This window comes from Pseudoalteromonas aurantia 208, assembly GCF_014858725.1.
In the GTDB taxonomy this organism is placed as follows: Bacteria; Pseudomonadota; Gammaproteobacteria; order Enterobacterales; family Alteromonadaceae; genus Pseudoalteromonas; species Pseudoalteromonas aurantia.
Genome location: NZ_AQGV01000012.1, coordinates 1204917 through 1226933 on the forward strand (window position 1 = coordinate 1204917; position 22017 = coordinate 1226933).

At 43.5% G+C, this 22017-nt stretch carries 1 protein-coding gene; it reads right to left on the bottom strand.

Annotation, left to right across the window (positions count from 1 at the left end):
- The gene (locus PAUR_RS09125; RefSeq protein WP_192507455.1) at nucleotides 1-21933 is read right to left on the bottom strand and encodes a non-ribosomal peptide synthetase; all 21933 of its coding nucleotides are present in this window, start codon (nucleotides 21931-21933) and stop codon (nucleotides 1-3) included.
- Nucleotides 21934-22017: the final 84 nt, after the last annotated feature.

The window sequence follows — 22017 nt, forward strand, 5'->3', positions numbered from 1 at the left end:
CTATTGCCATAGAACTTTGTAGTGCTTATCTTTTTTCCACTGTTTAAAGTAGGTGTTAAACAAAGTATCCCACTGAGGGAAATCAACATGATAGGTATCGACGAACGCTAAGAAGTTGTCTTTGTGATAAGGGTCCATCGGCATAAGGTAAGTCTCAAACAGGTATTCGTCATATCCTGGACGAGAAGACAATAAGCCTTGCATGATAATTTGCTCATGCTCATTCTTTATTTTAGCCACATACTCTACACACGCATCAATAAAGTTGGCTTTATCACCTTTAGTGAATGACAAATCATGAGCCTCTGCAAAGACATAGAATGCAGCTATGGAGAGAGGCGTTTTATTGGCAACGTTGAACACCTTGTTACGTTTTTGTGTGTCGTTCATACCAAAAACAATGCTTTGAGCTGCTTTATCTACCGGGATCACATCAATTAAGTACGGTGCTGTATCGTCACGAGCCGGCACACTGAGCATCATGCGCAAAATACGATGAAAAATATCGCCGGTGTTACCAATGCCTGTTGCGGATGAACCTGAGATTTCAGAAAAGCGATAAATGGTGTATGGCACCCCAGTCAGTGATGCTTGTCTGATGTTTTCCTCTTGCACCCATTTGGATTGCCCATAACCGCTACAAATTAAAGCGGCATCGTCTACGTTGATAAAGTCTTCAATCGGGTTGATTGAAAAGTGCGAATTGTTCACCTGAGTACTGACCGTTGTGCTTGACACAAAGTGGATCATTTTTAACGTGTGTGTGCTGGCGATGGTCAGTAGCTCATTGGTACCACTGACCGACTTTTTAAAGGCAAAATAGGGTTGTATGTGATTGACATATGAGGCGGTATGGACAATATGTTGCACCTGCTTGCACAGCATGGCCCAATTTTTCTTGGATAGTCCTAATTGTGGTTGCTCCATATCACCTAAGACCGGCACGATACGATGCAAATCAATAGCGAGACGATAAGATTGGGCGGCTTGTTTAACACGCTGTTGTGCTTGCTTAACGGTATTGGCTCTGACTAAACAATAAATGATAGCGTCAGTTGAGTCTAATAACTGCTTAAGTATATGGCTCCCAAGAAAGCCAGTGGCGCCAGTCAGGAGCACAGACTTAATGTCAGCTTCGAATGCTATAGGCAGCGAGTCGGCTAAGTTAGGCAAACTGACCCCCGCATCTAATATAAAATCAGGAATAGTGGCGGTGCCATCGTTAACAAAAGAGTTATCTGAATTCACATTAAGTGCATTACGTTGATATATGCGCTCAATCTCATCAATCAATGCCTGTATGGTGTTCATATTTTTGAATGCATCAGCCTGAATATCAATTTGTAATTGTGTTTTAAGTTGCTGAAATGTTTTCAGGAGCGAAATAGAATCAAAACCGTATTCATAGAGATCACAATCAAGCTCAAGTTCTTCTGCTGTTACGCCGATCACATTAGCAATAATGTTAACCACAATATCTGCGACGTTGTGTTGGCTTGAATCGGTGACGACGTCTTGGTAATTGACTGGCACTTTGGCTTTATTTGCAACGCGTTTGAGGCGCTGACAGGTATTTTGGTAAATTTTATCTTTATCATGGCTCATGACAACACAGAGCGTACTTTGCTCAGATGCAAGTAAGGTTGTCATATAGTCAAAAGCATCACACATAGTGATTAGGGCATAGCCTTTTTTCTCAGCAAAGCCGTTTTCAATACGCTTTAATGCATCGTCTGAGTGCCAGTATCCCCAATTGATTGCCAGCGTTTTACCATGACGCTTGTTATTAGCAACTAAGGTATTTCTCATCGTTGCAAAGGTATTTTGAAAACCATTACCGTATGAATATGATAAATGATTCAAAGTGCCGAACACTGCCATCGAGGAAAACATCATAAAGAAGTCCAGAGGCTCGTCACTAAATGCTGCATCTAATAATTGTGAGCCGGACACCTTAACGGCCATCGACTGTTCAAAGTCTTTCCAGTTGTTCTCTTGCTCGGAAAATGCAGTACCAAGATGAAATAACCCATTCAGCGCAGAGTCCGTTAAGTGGTTTTCTTTTATTATTTTTGCGACGCGCGTCATGTCCTGCTCAACAGCAATATTGCAAGACAAATAGTGAATTTTACCAGGCAGTGCTGTAAGTGCCGCTAAGTCAGTTTGCGCATCATTTTCAGACTTGCGACCAAGTAAAATAAGCTTTGCATTGTATTGCGTTAACAAATGTTGACTGAGCTTTTTACCGAGTTCACCCAGTGCGCCCACTATGAGATAGGTACCATTGTGCTTAAATTGTATCGAGTTGGGGATTAGGTTTTTTGCATCGCTGTTACTCGTCATAAGGTGCTTTGATGATAGATCTGCTTTTACCAGTTGCGCACACAAACGGCGGTCACCTTGATATTGCACATAGTTAAACTGCTCGTCAATAGAGTGTGTGAGTACAGGGGCTATGAACTCTTTTAGCAACTGTGACTGCCAGTTCTGCGAATCGTTTTTGGTTACTGATGCTGTCATGAATTCCACCATAGTCCACTGGTGCTTAGGGCTACGCAGCGAATAGCTTCTCAATAAGGCGGTGATATCTTCTCTCGCAGCACAGTGCTCAGATATAAACGAGGCATAAAATAGCTGGATTGGCTGTGAATCAAAGGGTTCAATTGCTTGAATAAACTGGTACAACGGTTGCAGTTGTCTATTGACGTGATTTAAGTCGGCAGATTGACCAATAAAAAAGACAACGTCAGGTAGCGTTTCAGGTGTAAACAGGGCGCTGCTATTTTCAATATCATCAAATAGCATAGAGGCGATACTGGCATTGTTCACGTCGTGTGTTGGTTCTGTATTATTTAGCAACTCATGCAAATACGTTTGTTCAAGTGTTGTTTGCGAAATAAACAACACACGCTGAGTTTTGAACACGTTTATGAGCTTTAGCAGCCAGTCAATCGGACACGTTAATGGTGTATGTTGCCAATGGTTTTTTAGCACTAACCAAGGTGTTTCTGGCGTGTTAGTGGTGTTACTCACAGGCGCTATGTTGGTGTCATCACATACAGCCAGCTCCTCAGGGTGAATAAAAGGGGTCGTTGGTAAATGCATTTTCATTGGTGGCCGAGCAAGCTCACGATAAAGTGTACGCCAGTTGATCTGTTTTGCAGTCAGCCAAAACTGCACAATGGCTTGCAAATTATCAGAGTTAATAAGCGTGATTAGGTCGTGGTCATTAATCTTTTCTTTGTCAGTATTTTTTACTTTTGACGCTTTAAAGTCACCAAATTTAATCTTTGAGAGGGTGTCTAATAGTTGTGTGCTTAACTCATCTACAGACGATACTATCCAAGCAGCACGGTAGGGGTGATGTTTTCTACCAACCTGTAAAGTATACGCTAAACGAGTTAAATTGTTTTGAGCTGACTTAACTGCATCTGCATTGGAAGTATCATGGTTTGATGTGGTTATAAAGTCATATAAAGTCTGAATTTTTGCACGCAGCGCAACTTCGCTGGTGGCAGAGAGTAAAACGATTGACTGAGCTGAGCCAGAAAGTTGCTCGCCATTACTCTTAAGGGAAGCAGGCTTTGCAACTTGTTGCATGTGATGAGATTCAGTTTGGTAAGTTAGCTCAACGGGATCTTCATCAGCTAGGTATTCCTCTAATACAATGTGCGCATTTACGCCACTGATCCCAAATGAACTCACAGCGGCGCGACGGTTACCTTTACTGTGCCACGTGGCCTGTTCGGTTTGCACATAAAATGGCGAATTATCAAGTGCAAGGTATGGGTTAAGCGTATCGATATGCAATGAAGGTGCAAGCGTTTTATGCTTAAACTGCAACAGCACTTTAATTATTCCAGCAATACCTGCTGCAATTTCTAAGTGACCAATGTTGCTTTTTACAGAGCCAAGCGCGCATGGCTGAGCATGCTGCACTGCGCTGTTACTCATTGCGTGTTTAAGGGCTTCCACTTCTATTGGGTCGCCAAGCGATGTACCAGTGCCGTGGCATTCAATATAGCTAAGTGTTGTAGGGTCTATATTGGCGTTTTGCCACGCTTGTGTGAGTAATCTGGTTTGCGCTTTGGCATTCGGTACGGTAAAGCCATGAGATTTACCACCATGGTTCACCGCAGATCCTAAAATTGTGCCGTAAATCGAATCGTTATCTGACTCTGATGCCGATAGTTTTTTAATAAACATCATTCCAACGCCTTCACCGCGCACAATACCATCGGCGTTTGCAGAAAATGCTTTGCAACGTCCTGTTGGGGACAAAGCACCGATGTCGTTCATAGCAATAGATGCGTTAGGGGAGTCAATGATATTGACTCCACCAACAATAGCTTGAGTACATTCACCTTGTTGTATTGATTGAATGGCTTTGTGGATTGCCACTAACGACGAGGAACACGTTGTATCGACCCCTTCGCTAGGACCATGCAAATCAAGCAAAAAGCTCATGCGGTTAGGTGCGAAAGCAGATGACGTGAGCAAGCCATCAGAGTAATTAGACTGACAACCAATAAATACACCGGTATTTGTACCAGCCAGAGACGTTGGGTCGTAGCCGGCATCCTCAATACATTTCCATACATGCATCATTAAGAGGCTTTCTTGTAACTGTATTCGCTTACTTTCCGCGGGGGCAATATTGAAAAACAAGGGATCGAAATGTTGTGTGCGGCTAACGCGCGCGAGCCAATTGACTTGATCGGGCAGCTGTTTGCCTGTTGCGTTTGTTACCTCAGGCCAAGTGTAGGGCCCGACGCAGTCTTTACTTTTAGATAGGTTTTGCCAGAAAGTATTTATATCTTTTGCTTCGGGGAATTCACCACTGACCCCAATAATCGCAATACGCTCGGAGGCTGCAACTTGCGCCAGTCGTTGCGTCACTTGCCCTTGCTTATGCGGCTCATCAGCGGTGTTTTGCTGGGTTGCGTCAGTATCGTCTAGCACGGTTACGCTGGCTAATAGGTCGGTTTCATGTTGCTCTAACAAGTGCATTAAAATGCTATTGAGTGTTGAGTGCATAAACAGCAAGCTCGGTGACAGGGATAGCTGGTACAATTTATTTAGCTGATTAATAAACGATATAAACACAATTGAATCAGCGCCTAAATCACCCAGATCAGCATCAGGGTCGATGTCGCTTGCATCAACACCGAGTAAAGAAGCTACGATATAGCTTATATCTTTGCGTAATTGTACCGCTAGCTCGGTTTTATTGGAAAAGCGTGGTGTGGTCGCGATTTCGGTGGGTGTATCAGTTGCCTCGTTATCGGTGCTTGAGTCCGTCATACGAGCGTGATCTTGTTGATACTCAACGACAGTTTGGCTATGACTGAATGCTTGATAAAATGCAGTAATCCCCGCAGCCGTTGGCATAGGTGAAAACCCAGTTTGAGTCAGCAGGGGGGCAAATTGAGGGTTGATTTTCATACCACCATCTTGCCAGTATGGCCAATCAATGCTGCAACTGTTTCCGCTGCGTAACCCTTGATTTACCAGTGTATGGCGATAATGCATATAGCTGTCTAAAAATGCGTTTGCAGTTGCATAGTCAACTTGTGTTAAAGCGCCATTAACGCCGCTTAAACCGCCAAAACACACAAAAAAATCTAATGGGAGGTCTTGAGTTGCTTCATCAAGGGCTATTACCCCTTTAACTTTAGGGCCTAGGACGTGTGCAAACGTGTCATGATCTTTGTTTATAAATAAACCGTCTTTCACTACGCCAGCCGCATGAATAATACCAGAGAGTTTTTTAAATTCAGTGAGCAGCTCTCTGACGAGCAAGATAACCGCCATTTTTTTCGTTACATCCACCTGGTAGTATTTGAGGTTGGTGTTTGGGTGCGCTAATGCCGCTAGCTGTTTTTGTACATGTGGGTGACTGCTTGGCTTCGTACCCGTTGTGATCACGGTTCTATGACCTGCTTGACGATTGAGATCATGAATTAAATGCGTACAAATACCTCCTAGGCCACCGGTTATTAAGTATACGCCTTTGTCTACCCATGGTGGTTGTGACGCCGGTGTTGGGCACAGGGTTTGGACTGGGTGGTAATCCAGAATGTAGCGATTACAGTGTCCATTTTCTATGTGGTAGCGGATCACATGATCATCACTGTAAAGGTTGTTGGTTATATAAGGCGTGAGCAGATTCTTCACGACAGTGCTGGTCGATACGACAGCACTTTGCGCGGTTTCATCATCAGTTTCAGTACGATATGTATGATCACTTAATAAAGCACTATCCAGCAAAATAAGCTGTGTTTTGAGCGTTGGGCACTCTAAACTGACCGTTTTCAATAAACTGTGCAGGCAAAAGTATACGTTGGACTGGCTTGAGCTGGCGCTTGTGGTATTGCGGTCATTGAGTACCAATTGACATACGGCTGCTGTTTTCGACTTAGCAATCCCTTTGAGTATGTCTAACAACTGGGTCGCATACGCTTCTACTTTTTGCTCAATCGTATAATGACTACAAAAAAGTGACTGTGTGGTTGCGCCGCTAATATTAAATTCAGGGACTTCACAAAAAACCACATGATGTTGAGGGGGGATTGGATCACTTTTTGACACATTTGAAGGGGGTTTAGCGACCCATGTTGGTGTTTTCAATTGCAAAGCAGTTGTATCGGTGTTGTTGCTGACGCGATTTTTTGATTTATCAAAGTCTTGCTCATGCAGATCAGCTGGTCTTTTCGGATCAGTAATCTCATTTGGCGCGTTAAGTGCCGTGTTATTAAGCCGTGAATGGTTTAGTTGACTATGTTGCAACGCATAGGCTTTTAATGCAAAAGGTGCCGTGGGTAAACTCAATTTCGAAACTTTTGCACCTTGATATAAAAACTGCCAGTCACTAAATCCAGTTTTAAGCCAAAGCTGCAAAATATCCTCATACGCATGTTGCGCGAAAAGATGTGTTAGCTCATTTTGCGTAATACTCATTGCGTCCGTATTTATTGGCTTATCCAAGGTGGTACGATGTAAATGGTTTTGTAATTGGGTTTTTAATTGCGTTAAAGAAGAGACCACAAAACCAGTACGATGTGCCATGACTTTACGGCCAGTCTGTAATGTATACGCGAGATTTACTCTCTCTTTCTCGCTTATCAGGGGTGAGTTGAGATGGCTCAGTAGGACCGCCATTTGCTGTTTTAATACCGGTCCACTGATAGCTGAAATCACCACAATACTGGGTTGTTGTATTAAACTGCTATGGGCAATATCTGTTGTATTTGTGTTGTTGGGCACGTACTCTTCCAAAATGGCATGTGCATTGGTGCCGCCTATCCCAAATGAACTTACCGCGCCGCGTCGAGGTAAATAGGGAGTGTGCCAGGCTTGGGGCGTGTCGATTATATAAAAAGGTGAGTTAGCTAAATCGATATGTGGGTTTGGCGTATTAAAATGCAAAGACGCGGGCAGCTGTTTATGATGCAACGACAGTGACGTTTTAAGTAATCCTGTTAAGCCAGCTAATGTATCTGTATGGCCGACATTAGATTTTACCGCCCCTAAACCACAAAACTGCTTATTTTGCGTGTATTGCTGATAGACCTGTTGTAAGGCGTTAAACTCTATTGGGTCACCTAAAGCCGTTCCTGTGCCATGGGCCTCAACATAACTAATACTTTCAGGGTTAATATTCGCACTGCGAAGTGTTTGCTCTATTACCGTCATTTGGCCTTTAATGCCTGGTGCAAAAAAGCCAGCCTTATCTTTTCCATCATTATTGACTTTAATGTCCCTGATCATACTGTAAATGTTATCAGCATCGTTGACAGCATCATCAGCGCGTTTAAGAACAATGACTGATACGCCGTTACCGCCAATCATACCATCGGCATGTTCATCAAATACTTTGCAGCGAGCATCAGGGGCAAAGTTTAAGCCTTTTTCGTATTGATAACCGGTATAACGCTGCGGATACAAACAAGCTGCCCCAACAATGGCATAATCTATTTCTTTTGCTTTGAGTGCCGTGCATGCCAAAGCAATGGCCGACATAGATGATGAGCAGTTGGAATGCACGAATAGGCTTGGACCTGTAAACCCTAAATGATAAGACAGGGTTGAGGGTAGTGTGCCAGGTTGGTTAAGTGTTGAGGCAACATAGTCTTGAGCATTTAGAATGAACTGGTCATCTTTGATTTTATCATGCAAATTTAAGTCAGGCGTATCGGTGGCAGAAGCGCTGATATAAACCCCTGTATTTGGAATATTATCGCAATTGTAGCCCGCATCTTCGACTGCTTTCCATGCATGAAGTAACAGCTGACGCTGAGAATAGCTCATGGTTTTGGCATTTTTTTCTGAAATATTGAAGAACGCGGGGTCAAACAGGTCTTGCCCATCAACCCATGAGTCTAACCAAGTGATTGGTGACGCTTCACTGGCTTCACTCAGCCTTTTAATGGAATCTTTGCCTTGAATGAGGTTTTGCCAAAATGCTTGGTGCGTATCTGCATCAGGGTAATGGCAAGATACCCCAATCATGGCAATGCTTGAAGCGTAATAGGCAGGGGAAGGTGAGCTAGCTGGTGGCTCAGTTAATGACTCAGTTAATGGCCCAGTTAATGACTTAGACGATTGTTCATGTGCTGGTATATGTGCTGTTGCACCCGTGTTATCGCTTTTGGCATGTATTCCCTGACGGTTATTTTGGCTTGGCAAATTAAGAGTTGACCCAACGAGGTTAGTTGCTTGTAACACAGGATGAGTGAAACAGTTGTCTTGTATATGTAAGGCCATCGCTCGGACCGTACTGTATTGAAATATATGAGTAATTGAAAATTCCACATTCAATTGTGCCGCGAGTTTTGCAGATAACACATTTGCAAGTAAGGAGTTACCCCCAACCTCAAAAAATGGGTCATCAACGCCAACGTGGTCAATGTCAAGTACATCTAACCAAATCTGAGTAATGCTTGTTAGCAATTGAGACAGAGGCTCTGGATGATTGATATCAGAGGCTTTGGTAACTTGGTTGCCTAGCGCCTTAACGGTGGTTGATGCGGTGCTAGAGTTTGCGATACGTGCCTCTGCATAGGGCGCTTTATCGTTTTTAGCGAGATCGCATAATGCATTTTTATCAACTTTACCATTCGCCGTAAGGGGAAACTTATCAACAAACATAAAAAATGCGGGCACCATATACTCAGGTAAACAACGTTGTAAGTCGCCTCGAAGCGTAGTGACAGATATGGGTCCTGTCGTAATAAGGTATGCAGTTAACACATCACCGTATTGTTTATTTTGTGTGAGTACGTATGCATCGGTCACATAACTGAGGCTTACTAGCGCATATTGTACTTCTCCTAATTCGATTCGATGCCCACGGATCTGCACTTGGTCGTCACTTCTTCCGACATACTCAAGTAGTCCATGGGGATTTAAACGTGCTAAGTCTCCGGTACGATATAAGCGAATTGGATGTGACACATCCGAGCAGCTGCTTATTGCGAGCGAGACAAACTTTTTAGCGGTTAACTCAGGTTGATTTATATAGCCTCTCGCAACACCGGTACCAGCCACATACATTTCACCAACCACGCCCTGTTTAACCGTGTTTTGTTGCTCATCCAATAGATGGATCTGATAACCTGGTAATGGTTGACCAATGATGCTTTTATCACTGTGCTGCGACACCAGTTCGGGTGTTATTGTGGCAGCTGTAACGTGTATGGTGGTTTCAGTGATCCCATACATGTTGATCAATTTTGGCATGGGCTCGGATGACGAAAACCAAGGTTTCAAACGTGATAGGTTGAGTGCTTCACCGCCGAATATAATTGTGTGTAAGTGCGATGTTAGAACGGGGCTCGCAGTAAAAATATCCATTAAGGGGTAAAAAGCAGACGGCGTTTGATTTAAAACCGTCACTTTGTGCTCAGCAACAAAATCTGCAAAGGCTGCACAATCTTTTTTAGTAAAATCATCAGCAACGACTAATTTACCGCCATTGAGTAATGCCCCCCATATTTCCCAAACGGAAAAGTCAAAGGCATATGAGTGAAATAGACACCAAGTATCGCTTGCTGAAAAATCAAACAGTTGCTGACTGTTTTGTAGAAGCTGCGTGACATTTTGGTGCTCAACAAGCACGCCTTTAGGTTGCCCTGTAGAACCTGAAGTGTAGATGATGTATGCCACATTACGTGCATCTACTAACGTCCCTTTATTAGGTGCTGCGTGCATGAATGGTGTGTCACTGGGCTTGCTCAAACACTCAGTGCTTTCTATTAGAGCTGTGTCGAGTGATATAATTTGAGCTTCACTGATACTGAGCTTTAGTGCATTTTTTAACGTACTTTCATGGGCAAACGACAAAGCAGAATCGATTAGAAATAACGCTGGCTTTGCATCATTTAAAATAAATTCAGCTCGCTCTGGTGGTGAGTTTGAGTCAATCGGCACATACGCTGCGCCTGTTTTTAAGATGGCTAAAATAGTTACTATCAACTCTAACGACGGTGCTGCACACACAGCTACGCGTATATCTTGCGTTAGACTGTGCTTAAACGCATCTTGGTTACGTAAATAAACAGCCAAAGCGGTGGATTTTTGGCTAAGCTCGCCATACGACATCTTACGCTCTGCAAAAATGAGTGCGGTATTGTGTGGTGCTGAAATAGCCTGTTTTTCAAACAGGTCGACGATACTCACCGGTGATGATGAATATTGAGGGCGCGTTGTGTTGTCAACGTTTGGTACGCTGTAATTATTGATAGAAGAGCGCATTTCACGTGCGTTAGCCGCGTGCGCTGTATTGACAGAGTACTCGGCAATGGCTTTATCATGGGCTCTTGAACCCGCAGTTAAAATATCGACAATAAGGTTTTGATACGTCTGCGCGAATTGCTCAACCGTTGCTTGATGGTAAATCGCTTGGTTAAACTTAAACGTAACCCGATACAGGTCTGACATTGGGGTAACTTCTAAACTTAAATCAAGCGTAGGGTTTTGTTGAAACTCGTCCCATACCGTATTCACCAGTGCTTTATTGCGATCAATCCATGCGCTTTGAACAAAGTTATGATAGGCATAACCCACTTGAAAAATAGGGTGGTGCGAGACATTTCTCGGTGTACGTATGGCACTGACAATGTCAGAGAACGGATATCCGCTGTGGCGAATGATGGAGTTTAATTTATCTTGGTTGCTCAGTGCTAATTCAACAAATGTGCAAGATGTGTCAATGGTATTGCGCAAAGGCAGTTGATTAACGAATAGCCCTAACGATTTACTCATGTCTGTTGTGGGACGATGTAAAACAGGGATACCAATCAGCATTTCTTTAGAGTGACTAAAATGCTGCAATACTAACTGATACACAGTTAAGAAAAATACCGATGCACTCACGCCAGTTTGCTTTAAGTAATCCTCAATCTTACTGTGAGTGTGGGGGGCAATGGATACATTCACCCGTGAAACATTATGGGTAGGCATTGGTGCAGGGGGTTTTACATGGTTTAGTGTCATTACTGGCAATGTACCTTGCAGTTCATTTTGCCAAAAACGCTGCATGATGACACCTGATTCACTGTTTAGCATGGCCTTTTCCCATTCTAAGTAGGTGAAAAATCCTAAGTCAGGCTCCGGTGCAGTGAGTACTTGATGGTTTAGCATGTGCGGTGCGTGTGTATTGGAGTGCAATAGTTCGGTATATGTACTCATCAGTAATTCAAGAAACAGACTGGCTGACACGCCATCAATGATTAAGTGATGGAAGACAATGACCATTAAGTCCAGAGAGTGCCCATTGTTGTTAACATGCCAGCAGCTGGCTCTAATGAGTAATTTCTGATTCAGCTCGAAGGGAATATTTATCGTATCATCAATCTGTTGAATTAACTCTGTTTTAGAGTCACAGTGTGCTAGATGCGTACTAATAATTGGTGTCAGGTCTAATAAGGCTTGTGTTGGTAAGCCTTCAATTTCGCGCATTGATACAGTCAAAATAGGGTGCTTTTGGCATACCCAATCGAGCGCATTTTGCATCGTTTGTACATTCACATCGGCAACTTCAAATACTAAAGGGACATTATTGGCAGTTAAACTTGGTTGTTGTTTTTGTTGTAACCATAGGCCTTGTTGTGCTTTTGATAATGCCATTGTGTCCTGTAATCGCGAAGCGTCTTTACTGAGCTTGATCTTTGGCGTTGTTGTTTGATGTTGTGATGAACACACTTGGTGTGTTACCAGATAGGCATTTAGTGTGTCGATGGTATCCACTTCAAAGAGCAGTGCCGGTGGTAAAGCTGAGATACTCAAAAACCCGTCTGATTCTACTCTTTGTGCGATAGACATGAGCATAATTGAGTCAAACCCCATTTCGCGGAAGTTTTCATGTATGTCTAAATCACTCGGTGGGATCTGAGTGATATCATAAATGACCGATTTAAGATAGCGCATGACTTCTTCACTGCTTTTTTGTGCTTTTGAATTGGCATGCTCCTCACAGTTGTGTGGTGCGCGGTTAAGTGTACCATTCGATGACGCTGTTGAATTTGGCCATATAGGCTGGTGCCATAATTGGGAAAGTTTGTCAGGTTCACCATATAAAAAACAATGTTGCGCAGCTTTACTTGCATGAGAGAGCGCTTGATAAAAAGCATGAATGCCCGTTTCACTTGGGAGTGGGCAAACGCCTTGTGTGCGCAACATTGAAAGCGTTATGTCGTCAATTTGCATGCCACCATCACACCATAAAGGCCAATTAATCGACACACTGATGCCTCGGCGTTTGCCTTGTTTTTCTAGCGTACGTCGATGTGACATAAACAGGTCTACAAAGGCATTAGCGCAGGCATAATTGGCTTGACCTAGATTACCCAAAACCCCTGCAATTGACGAAAAGCACACAAAAAAGTCAAGGTCTAGCGTTTTACTTGCTTCATCTAGCGCAATAGCGCCGGAGACTTTTGGGGCGAAGACTTCATTTAAGCCAGTATTGTGATCGTTTGACGCGTTATTTGTGCGTTTTTTCTGTATAAGGCAGTCTTTTATGACCCCTGCACTGTGTATAATTCCCGTAATGGTGCCATGATTTGAGCTTATTTGGCTGAGCAATTGCGACACACTATCTACATCACTGATATCGGCGCTGACGTAGTGCACTCGTGGCGCATAGCTATTTTTAGCCGGACTATATTGTGCGTTATTCAGCATATTGAGCTGGGCATTGATGGTATTGTTTAGTGGCGTTCTACCAATAAGAATGATTTGGCTATTGGCGGTATTATGCAAAATTTCTTGTGCGAATATACATCCGAGTTTGCCCATTCCTCCTGAAATGACGTAAACCCCATGCTCTTTCCAAAGTGTTTGCTCATCATTGTTCGTTGTATCAGTACTATCATCGCAGTTAACACTAGTATAAATGAGTATTGAACGGTTATCACCGTGGTAACGTACTATGTTGCTGATAGAGGTTTCGTTTACGCCAACCAAGGTATCAATTGAATTATCAATCAAGTTACCCCGTGTTTTAACATGGGAAACGGCAAGTTGAGGCAGAGTTGCTTCATGATTTATCTTAGCTATAACTGCTTCTTCACTGAATGTGGTGTAATGATCTTGAGGGTTTTCATTTGGTTCAAACATGATCAGTTGAGTGTGCAGCTGAGTATACTCAAGTGACGCTGTTTTAAGTATCCCAGATAACGACAGCAGTAAGTCAGAGCAAGAGAGCCGTGATGCTTGAGCGCTATCATTGATCACCAGTTGTAATAAAGTAGGAGACGTGATTGGGCTCAATGAGTGTAAGTAATCTAACAGTTGTGAGGCATAACTTTGCACAAGGTTTTGTGCAATGATGTGTGCGTGGTTGTTATCTTGAAATGCGTCTATTGTAGCGGTATTTAGCGCATGCAAATGCAGCACTGTAGTATTGTCAGCTATCATGTTACGGGTATGAGACTTAAGCTGAGCATCACCCACCGTGATGATATGACGAATGTTATGTGTTGGGCGGTGCGCGTATGTTTCACTGCGGGTTTGTGTTTTGTCAGCAGCAACCCATTGTGGGATGTAATGCAGCAAGTGGGCTGCGGCGCTTGTTAAGTATGATGTTTTATTCTCTTTTTGCCCGCTATGTCGTGTATGAGTAAAGTTGCTCGTTTGATAGTTGTTATCAGTGTGAGGCTCTAAGCCAAGGGCTGTTGCTGCACTCGCTGCCACCATCTCACTACTAGGCGGTGTGATATGGTCCGCTTTATCACAGACAATATGTTGCTCGTTTCTTTGCAAGGTTAATTGAGGAGAGTGAGCATTAGGCAGCCAGTGCCGCTCTTTTGCAAACGGATAACTCGGTAAGCGTATTGTATTGGGGGGGTGAGCTCCATAGAGCAAATGCCAATCGATTGGTGCGCCAACCACCCATAATGAGAGCAACTTAGTATACTCTCGCTGTTCGACCCAGCGGTTAAAGTCACTGCTGTCTAAGGCTGATAGAATCGTTTTTCCCTGCTTTACTTCCCCTTTTTTCCAAAGACCCTGTTCTTTATGAATAAAAAGGTGTAATTCGGTTTTGATTTGTTCAGTACTTGATGCCACAAACCCCATACGATACTCCATTTCTTCACGTGCAATCTGGAGTGTGTATGCAATGGCTTGACAACATTGTGTGCTGTTCGCGTGTATCCAATTATGTAATTGTTGCGCTTTTTCTCGCAACGAATAGGGGGTTTTAGCCGATAAATTGATAATGAATGGTTGTGATGCACTCATCACAGTCGTGATTGGTTGTGGTGTAAACTCCTCAACAACCAAATGGGCATTGGTGCCACTGAATCCAAACGAACTTATCGCAGCTCGTCGCTTTTGACCCACATCCACATGCCAATCTCGCACTTGTGTGTTCACAAAAAATGGTGAATCTTGCCAATTTATATGCGAATTGCCGATGTTAAAGTTAGCCGAAGGTGGCAAGGACTTGTGCTTCAGTGCAAGAAGGGTTTTGATCACGCCAGCCACACCCGCGGCAGTTAAACAGTGACCTATATTGGTTTTAACAGAGCCTAACGCACAAAACGCCTTTTTTTCGGTATCGTGTCGAAACGCGCGTGTTAAAGCTTGAAATTCAATGGGGTCGCCGAGTTTTGTGCCTGTCCCATGTGCCTCAATAAGACCAATGGATTCAGGGGGAATATTAAAGCGATTATAGAGATCACGATGCAGTTGTTCTTGAGACACTGAACTGGGGGCGGTAATGCCACTGGTTGTGCCATCTTGATTGGTCGCTGAGCCCAAAATAACGCCATAAATGTGATCTTTGTCGGCAATGGCATCAACTAAGCGCTTTAATATCAATACACCAACCCCTTCGCCGGGAACAAATCCATTCGCCCTGTCGTCAAACGTATAGCAAGTACCGTCAGGGCTTAACATACCCGCTTTCCCCGCATGTTTCGAGAACTTGGCGGTGCATAATGTTGCGACTCCACCAACAATGGCACTAGAGATTTCGTTATTAACCAGCGCCTGACATGCCATATGAATGGCCACTAAAGACGACGAGCAAGCTGTATCCACAGCGATGGCTGGACCTTTTAGGTTTAAAAAATATGATACACGAGCCGGAATAACCGAGCCGGCATTCCCCCAAAATATTTGAGCAGGCGCGTCATCAGTCGCTAAACTCGCATAATCTCCTTGCGCACATCCAAGGTATACCCCAATATTTTTACCCGCTACCGAAGTTGCCATATTGGCATCATCTAACGCCTTATAGCATTCTTGTAAAAACACTCTTTGTTGAGGGTCCATGTACATGGCTTCTTGTGGCGTAATTGAGAAAAACCCAGCGTCAAAAGACGAAATATCGTCGAGTAAACTGGCATAACGACACCATGCTTGCTCTTGTTCTGCGAGGGTATTGAGACTCCAACGCTGTTGTTCTACCACAGAGGTTTGATGGTTTTGGATCAGAGACCAATATTCATCTAAATTTGTTGCTGTACCAAATTGACCGCTCATACCGATAATGGCAATTTTGTTATCCATATCAGGGTCTGGTGCCGGTGGCGTATGCGTTTTCTCAGCTCTAAAAGCGGTTTTGTTTGATGGCGTTAAATCAATTGAAGAAGGCTTTCTATATGTTTTTTTGTTGCTTATTTCGCCCATACTGGCTACTGAATTCGTATTGCCGTTAATAATATTGTTGTGTGGCTCAGTCTCATTTACATGTGCTTGTGGTGCACAGTCCGGTAATTGGTGCGCAAGATGGGTGTGATGCTCTGTGGCGATGTACTGACTCAATGACGCAATAGAAGGATAATCGAACAGCAAGGTTGCAGGCAAACTCAAATCAAATTGTGCATTAATATCGTCTAGCATTTGTATCGCTAAAATGGAATCAACACCATAGTCAGCAAACGATTCTTGCGAATCTAACTCGTCTTGTGGTATCCCCAAGGTGTTGCTAGCAATAGCAAACAAAGTTTGCGTGATAAAAGTGAGTGTGCTCGAAGCAAGCGAAGTCGTGTTATGTGTATCGGTCATAGCCATGGTGTTTTCTTGGTTGTCAGATCTGGTTGGAGGTACTGAGTTGTTAGTTTGTTTATTATTTACCTGAATTATGTCAACGGGCTGAACGATTTGCCCATTACTGAGCGCTCGAATAATGTGTTGTGCAGAGCTTTTGTGAGTTGACACATGGATATGTGTAAAGCCTTCTTCAGCCAGCACTTGCTGCCAACCCTCAACCGATAGCAGGGGTGACCCATCAATACGAAGTGCTTTATCTTCGCTTAACCACCAGCCTTCAAGTAAGCCAAACGTAAGTTGGGTAAATAGCGACTTTTCAACGACTTCGTTAATAATTAACGTCCCGCCAGGCTTTAAACAGGCCTTGGCATTTTGTAGTGTTGTTCTAATATGCGCCGTTGCGTGCAGAACATTGGTGGCAATCACCACATCGTAATACGCCAATTTAATATTTTGCGCTGCCAGTGGTGTACTGACATTAAAATATTGCGTGTGTAAGAATGGGTAGTCATTTTGAAAGCGTGCTTTTGCGTGATTAAAAAATGCTTGGGATAAGTCGGTATAGGCGTATTCACCCACAGACCATGCATCTAAACTAGGTAACACAGCGTGGGTGGTCCCCCCCGTGCCAGCGCCAATTTCAAGTACATTTATAGTACTGACGTTAGTATGAGTGAGGTAATGCTGTACTTGTTCAACCAGAACGCGATTGGCATAGTCTGCTTGGGCATTGTTTTGATAGACACTCTCTACTAACGTTAATTTACCCTGTGGAAATACTACATCAGTGGCCTTTTGAGTGCCGGATAGAATATCCGGCAATTGCGCCAAACAAGCAGCAAGGAGCGGGTTTTGTGATGCAAGCGCCTCATTGTATATGTCATCTAGTATGTCGATGTTAGCTGGTTCAGCACTAACAATTTCACTATTGACGAGCACTCCCGCGCCAGCTAAATATGTTTGTGTTTCTTGCCACCAGAGGCTGAAATGTGCAGGCAGTTGGCAGAGGGCAGCAGTGCGTTTATCTTCAGTATCCCACTGGGCTTTTATAAGTGCATGACGCAACAAGGCAAGTATTTGAGTATTGTCTGTGCTGGGGTTACTTACATCATAAGGTACACGTGACGTGAATGTATTAGACAGAGCGTCATTAACCAATAAAGACTCATCAGCTGAGTAACTGTAGTGTTTAGTCATGTGAGTCAGTGTATTTTGCGCGAGCTTAATGACCCCAACTTGAGCGAGGGGAGATTGCATAAATTGCGCTAACGCCTGCATTCCTTCATCAACCTCAATTGATCCTATCCCTTGTTTTGCCATTTTATTTTTATAAAACGCATCGCTGACTATGCCAATTGATCCCCAATACCCCCAATTGATCACTTTAATGGGCATCTTTTGTGCGTAAGACTGTGCGAGGCTATCGAGGTAGTGACAACCAGCCGCATAGTTACTTTGCCCTGGCGCAGGAGAGAATGATTGAAGGGATGAAAAAAACAGAAAGAAGTCTAAATCAATGTCTTTGAATAGCTCAAGCGCAACGTCACCCGTTTGTTGTTTGGCGTGATAGCTGCTGATAAATTGCGCTTCATTCATTTTCGCGATACTTTGATCATTGAGCTGCAAAATAGAATGAATTACGCCGTGAATGTGTTTAAATGTGGCGTTTATATCATTGAGTACTGTTTGCATTGCGCTCTTATCGCCGGCATCAACGCTGTAATATACCGGTGTTTTACCTAGATTACTTAATTGCGTTAGCGCGCGTTGAATATCGTTGTTTTTTTCACGACGGCCAAGCCAAATAAGCTGAGCATCATAGGTGCGAATTAACCATTCGCTGAAGGCGTATCCAAGCCCACCGGCACCGCCTAAAATCACATATACCCCATTTTGACGATAAGCACATTGACCTGATGTATTCGGGAACTGAGCTGTCTCCTGTGTTACACCCATGCTTTGATAGTGGTGTGATGCAATATCAAACGCATACCATTGGCTGCTGCGATAGGCATAAAATGCAGGTGCTAGAGTGACTACTTGTTGCCACAGGATGTCGGTTTGGGACACGGGTGAACAATCAAATAGATTGGTAGGCATATCAACAATCGTAATATGCCAAAGCGGGTATTCTTGGGCGATACTTTGCAGTAATCCAATCAGCCCTGCGCCTTGTGGATTAACTTGCTCACAATGTACACGTTGGGTTTGTAGTGTCACTAAGGTGATGGTCAGTGCTTTTTCGCCATAACCCGAATGGAGCAGTGATTTAATGTACTTAAAAAAAGCCAAAGGATCGGCGAACTCATCACGCGCAAGCCAAATAAGGTGATTCGATAAATGATTTGGATGTACGGCTGTTTCACTGTGTTGTATGTCATTTTGAGTGTTATTAGCAAAGGGCGGTTTATAATGAGTAGGGCCTTGATAATCCCACAGTGTCGCTTGCAAAAGGTCATTGCTAAGTGGCGTTTTTTTAACGTCATCAAACGCCGTAATAACCCAACAAGGTGTAACCGTCGCAAGTATCTGAGAGTTGGGGGCAGGATTAGTGATATCTGATGACGGCAAGCTTGTTTCAAGTGCATTTTCTGTAAGCTTAATGTCAATAGACGCTGTTATTGAACGCATAGAAAACCCCGTAAAACGCACGCATGCTTTCGCATTTTCTGTGTATATTGTGAGGTTGAATTTTTTGACTGAGTCGCCATTATTTGATGTTTTTGTCGCGTGAACCCATAACATTACCTGTGTATTTGTTGAGTTTTCACTGTTAGAGGTGAGTTTATTGTTTGCTGAAAACGCCTCCGATAAAGCGGCAATATCAGTAAAGGCAATATGCTCTAAGGCAAAGGGTAATGCTAACTCTTCGCTATCAGAAAATGCCATGAGTGATTGTAAGGCACTGTCGAGTATGGTTGGTGATACGTTAAAGCCTTTAAAGTAGCACTTATCAAGTAATAATTGAGCAAGTAACTCGTCACCTTGCTTTTGAATTTTATGCAGTCCTTGAAAGGCCGTGCCATAGTTGATGCCGGCTTTTTCAAAGATGTTGTAAATTTCTGCTTTTGTGTGTTCAATTAGTTCAGGGTGGGTTGCGCTATCTTTAAACACAAGATCCGGCCAATGAGTCTTTGTTGACGACGTGAATAAATTGACGGGGGCCGTGGGTTGCGAGAGTCGATTAGCCAGCAGAGCATGCCCTTTAACATAGACCTGCGGGTTGTCATCTAAATGACTCCACAGTTCAAATGTGAGGGTGTTCTGGTCTTCCCATAATGATAAGAATATGCTCGTCTGTGGGCTATGCTCTTCAATAACGATAGGACGCAGCCAGCTAATATTTTTTAATTCTACGATGTGATCGGCTGTCATGTTATGTGATTGACGAATGGCCTCGACTATCATTTCCAAGCTGCACACCCCTGGCAATACTGCTTGATGATTGACTTTGTGGTCTGCGAAGAAGAATTCTTGGCCATTAAATGTCGCAGTAAATACCAGTTCATCCATGGCAGGCACCGTTGTGTGGAGCAATGGATGAAGTGTGTGTGTGCTGTTCGGGATTAATTTTTCGACCGACTCGGTTTGCGTTATCCAGTATTGTTTGTGCGAAAAAGGGTAACTGGGTAAGCTAACTCTAGATGGAGTAAAACCAGTATACAGGGCTTCCCAGTCGACTAAGTACCCGTGAGTCCACGCTGTTAACAATGCCGATAAATCTAGGTGTGAGCGTGCATCTGAGTGAGGTTTTGGCCAAGGTTCAGCCTGAGTCAGTGTGTGTTTATCTACTATATTTTCACACCAGTGATCAGGGGTATTTGTAATGTAAGCATGAAGTTGCTGCACGGCCTCAGACAACGAAGAAGCAACAAATCCGACACGATATGCCATGGCATCACGACCAACTTGTAAAGTATAAGCCAAGTCTTGTATGGTTAATTGCGCATTGCTTTTATCATCAGTTAAAGCTTCTTCAATAAAGGCCAATAACGCAGAAGCCCGCTGATGTAATGCACGCTTGTTTTTGGCTGATAAGACAAACACGGATTGAACAATATTTTCGGGTTCAACGACACATGGCACTGCAGTATATGCGGGGGGCTCTTGTAAAATGACATGGGCATTGACGCCAGCAAAACCAAACGATGAGACACCTGCAATACGTGGCGAAGCTGATTTGCGTGGCCATGGTGTCGATTCAGTGACCAGTTCAAATGGTGACTTAGCGAGGGATATTTTGGGATTAAGCGTGGTAAAGTTTTGTAGCGGTGAAATGGCATTGTAGGCGAAGCTCAATAGTACTTTTATAACACCGGCAATACCCGCAGCCGACTCAAGATGACCAATATTGGTTTTTACGGTACTTAAGTAGCACGTTGACTCTTTGCTATTTTTCGCTTTTGTGGCTCTAAATGCACGCTTTAAGCCTTGAATTTCAAGCGGATCCCCTAATTTGGTGCCCGTCCCATGCAATTCTACAAACGATATTTGATCTGAGCTGATCCCCGCTGACTCATGGGCTTGTTGGATCACCCGAGACTGAGAAAATGGGCTCGGTGATGTGAGTGTGTTGGTTTTACCGGAATGGCCAATACTGCTGCCCTTAATGATGCCGTAAATGTTGGCATTGGCTTCACGTGCTTTGTCGAGCGGCAACAATAGAAGCATGCCAAGGCCTTCACCGCGAACGTAACCATCGGCATCGGCATCCAGTGTTTTACAGCGACCTTTGGGGGATAACACGCCGAGTTTACTAAATGATACATATCGACTTTTGGTGATCAGTAAATTAACACCGCCTACCAAAGCGGCCGAGATATCATTGGTTTTAAAGTCGTTGAGCGCTTTGTGAATTGCCACCAAAGAGGAAGAGCAGGCGGTATCTACGGTTTCGCTTGGCCCCTGAAAATTAAAGTAGTGAGAAATACGATTTGCAAATACGCCGGTCGACATGCCCGTTAAAAAGTGAGGGTCAATATTACTCGTTGAAAACTCTTGATAATCGGTGTTGCTACACCCTAAATAAACACCTGTTTTGGTATTTTTAAAGGTTGAAGGAGATAAGCCCGCATCTTCAAAGCAGGCCCAAGCCAATTCCAAACTTAAACGCTGTTGTGGGTCCATACTTTGCGCTTCTGTTGGCGATATAGCAAAAAAGCTGGCATCAAAGCCGTCGATGTTGTCAATGAACCCGCCCCATTTACTTATTATTTTTTGTTCATGTTTTTTAGGAGCAGGATCATAATCTTTTTTCCAATCCCAGCGTTTTTTTGGGATCTCGGTAATACTACTGACTTTATTGTTTAGGTTGTGCCAAAACTGCTCTTTTGTGAGCGCACCGGGAAAGCGAAGAGACAAGCCCACAATTGCAATATCTTGAGTAGTGTGGGTGTTAACGGGTGCCGATGGTGTTTGGGTATCTTTCATTATTTGTCTCTAAAACGTCTATGTCACAGTGCGATAAAATAAGCGGTTAATTACTATCTTTTGCGTTATATTTTTGGGTTGTAC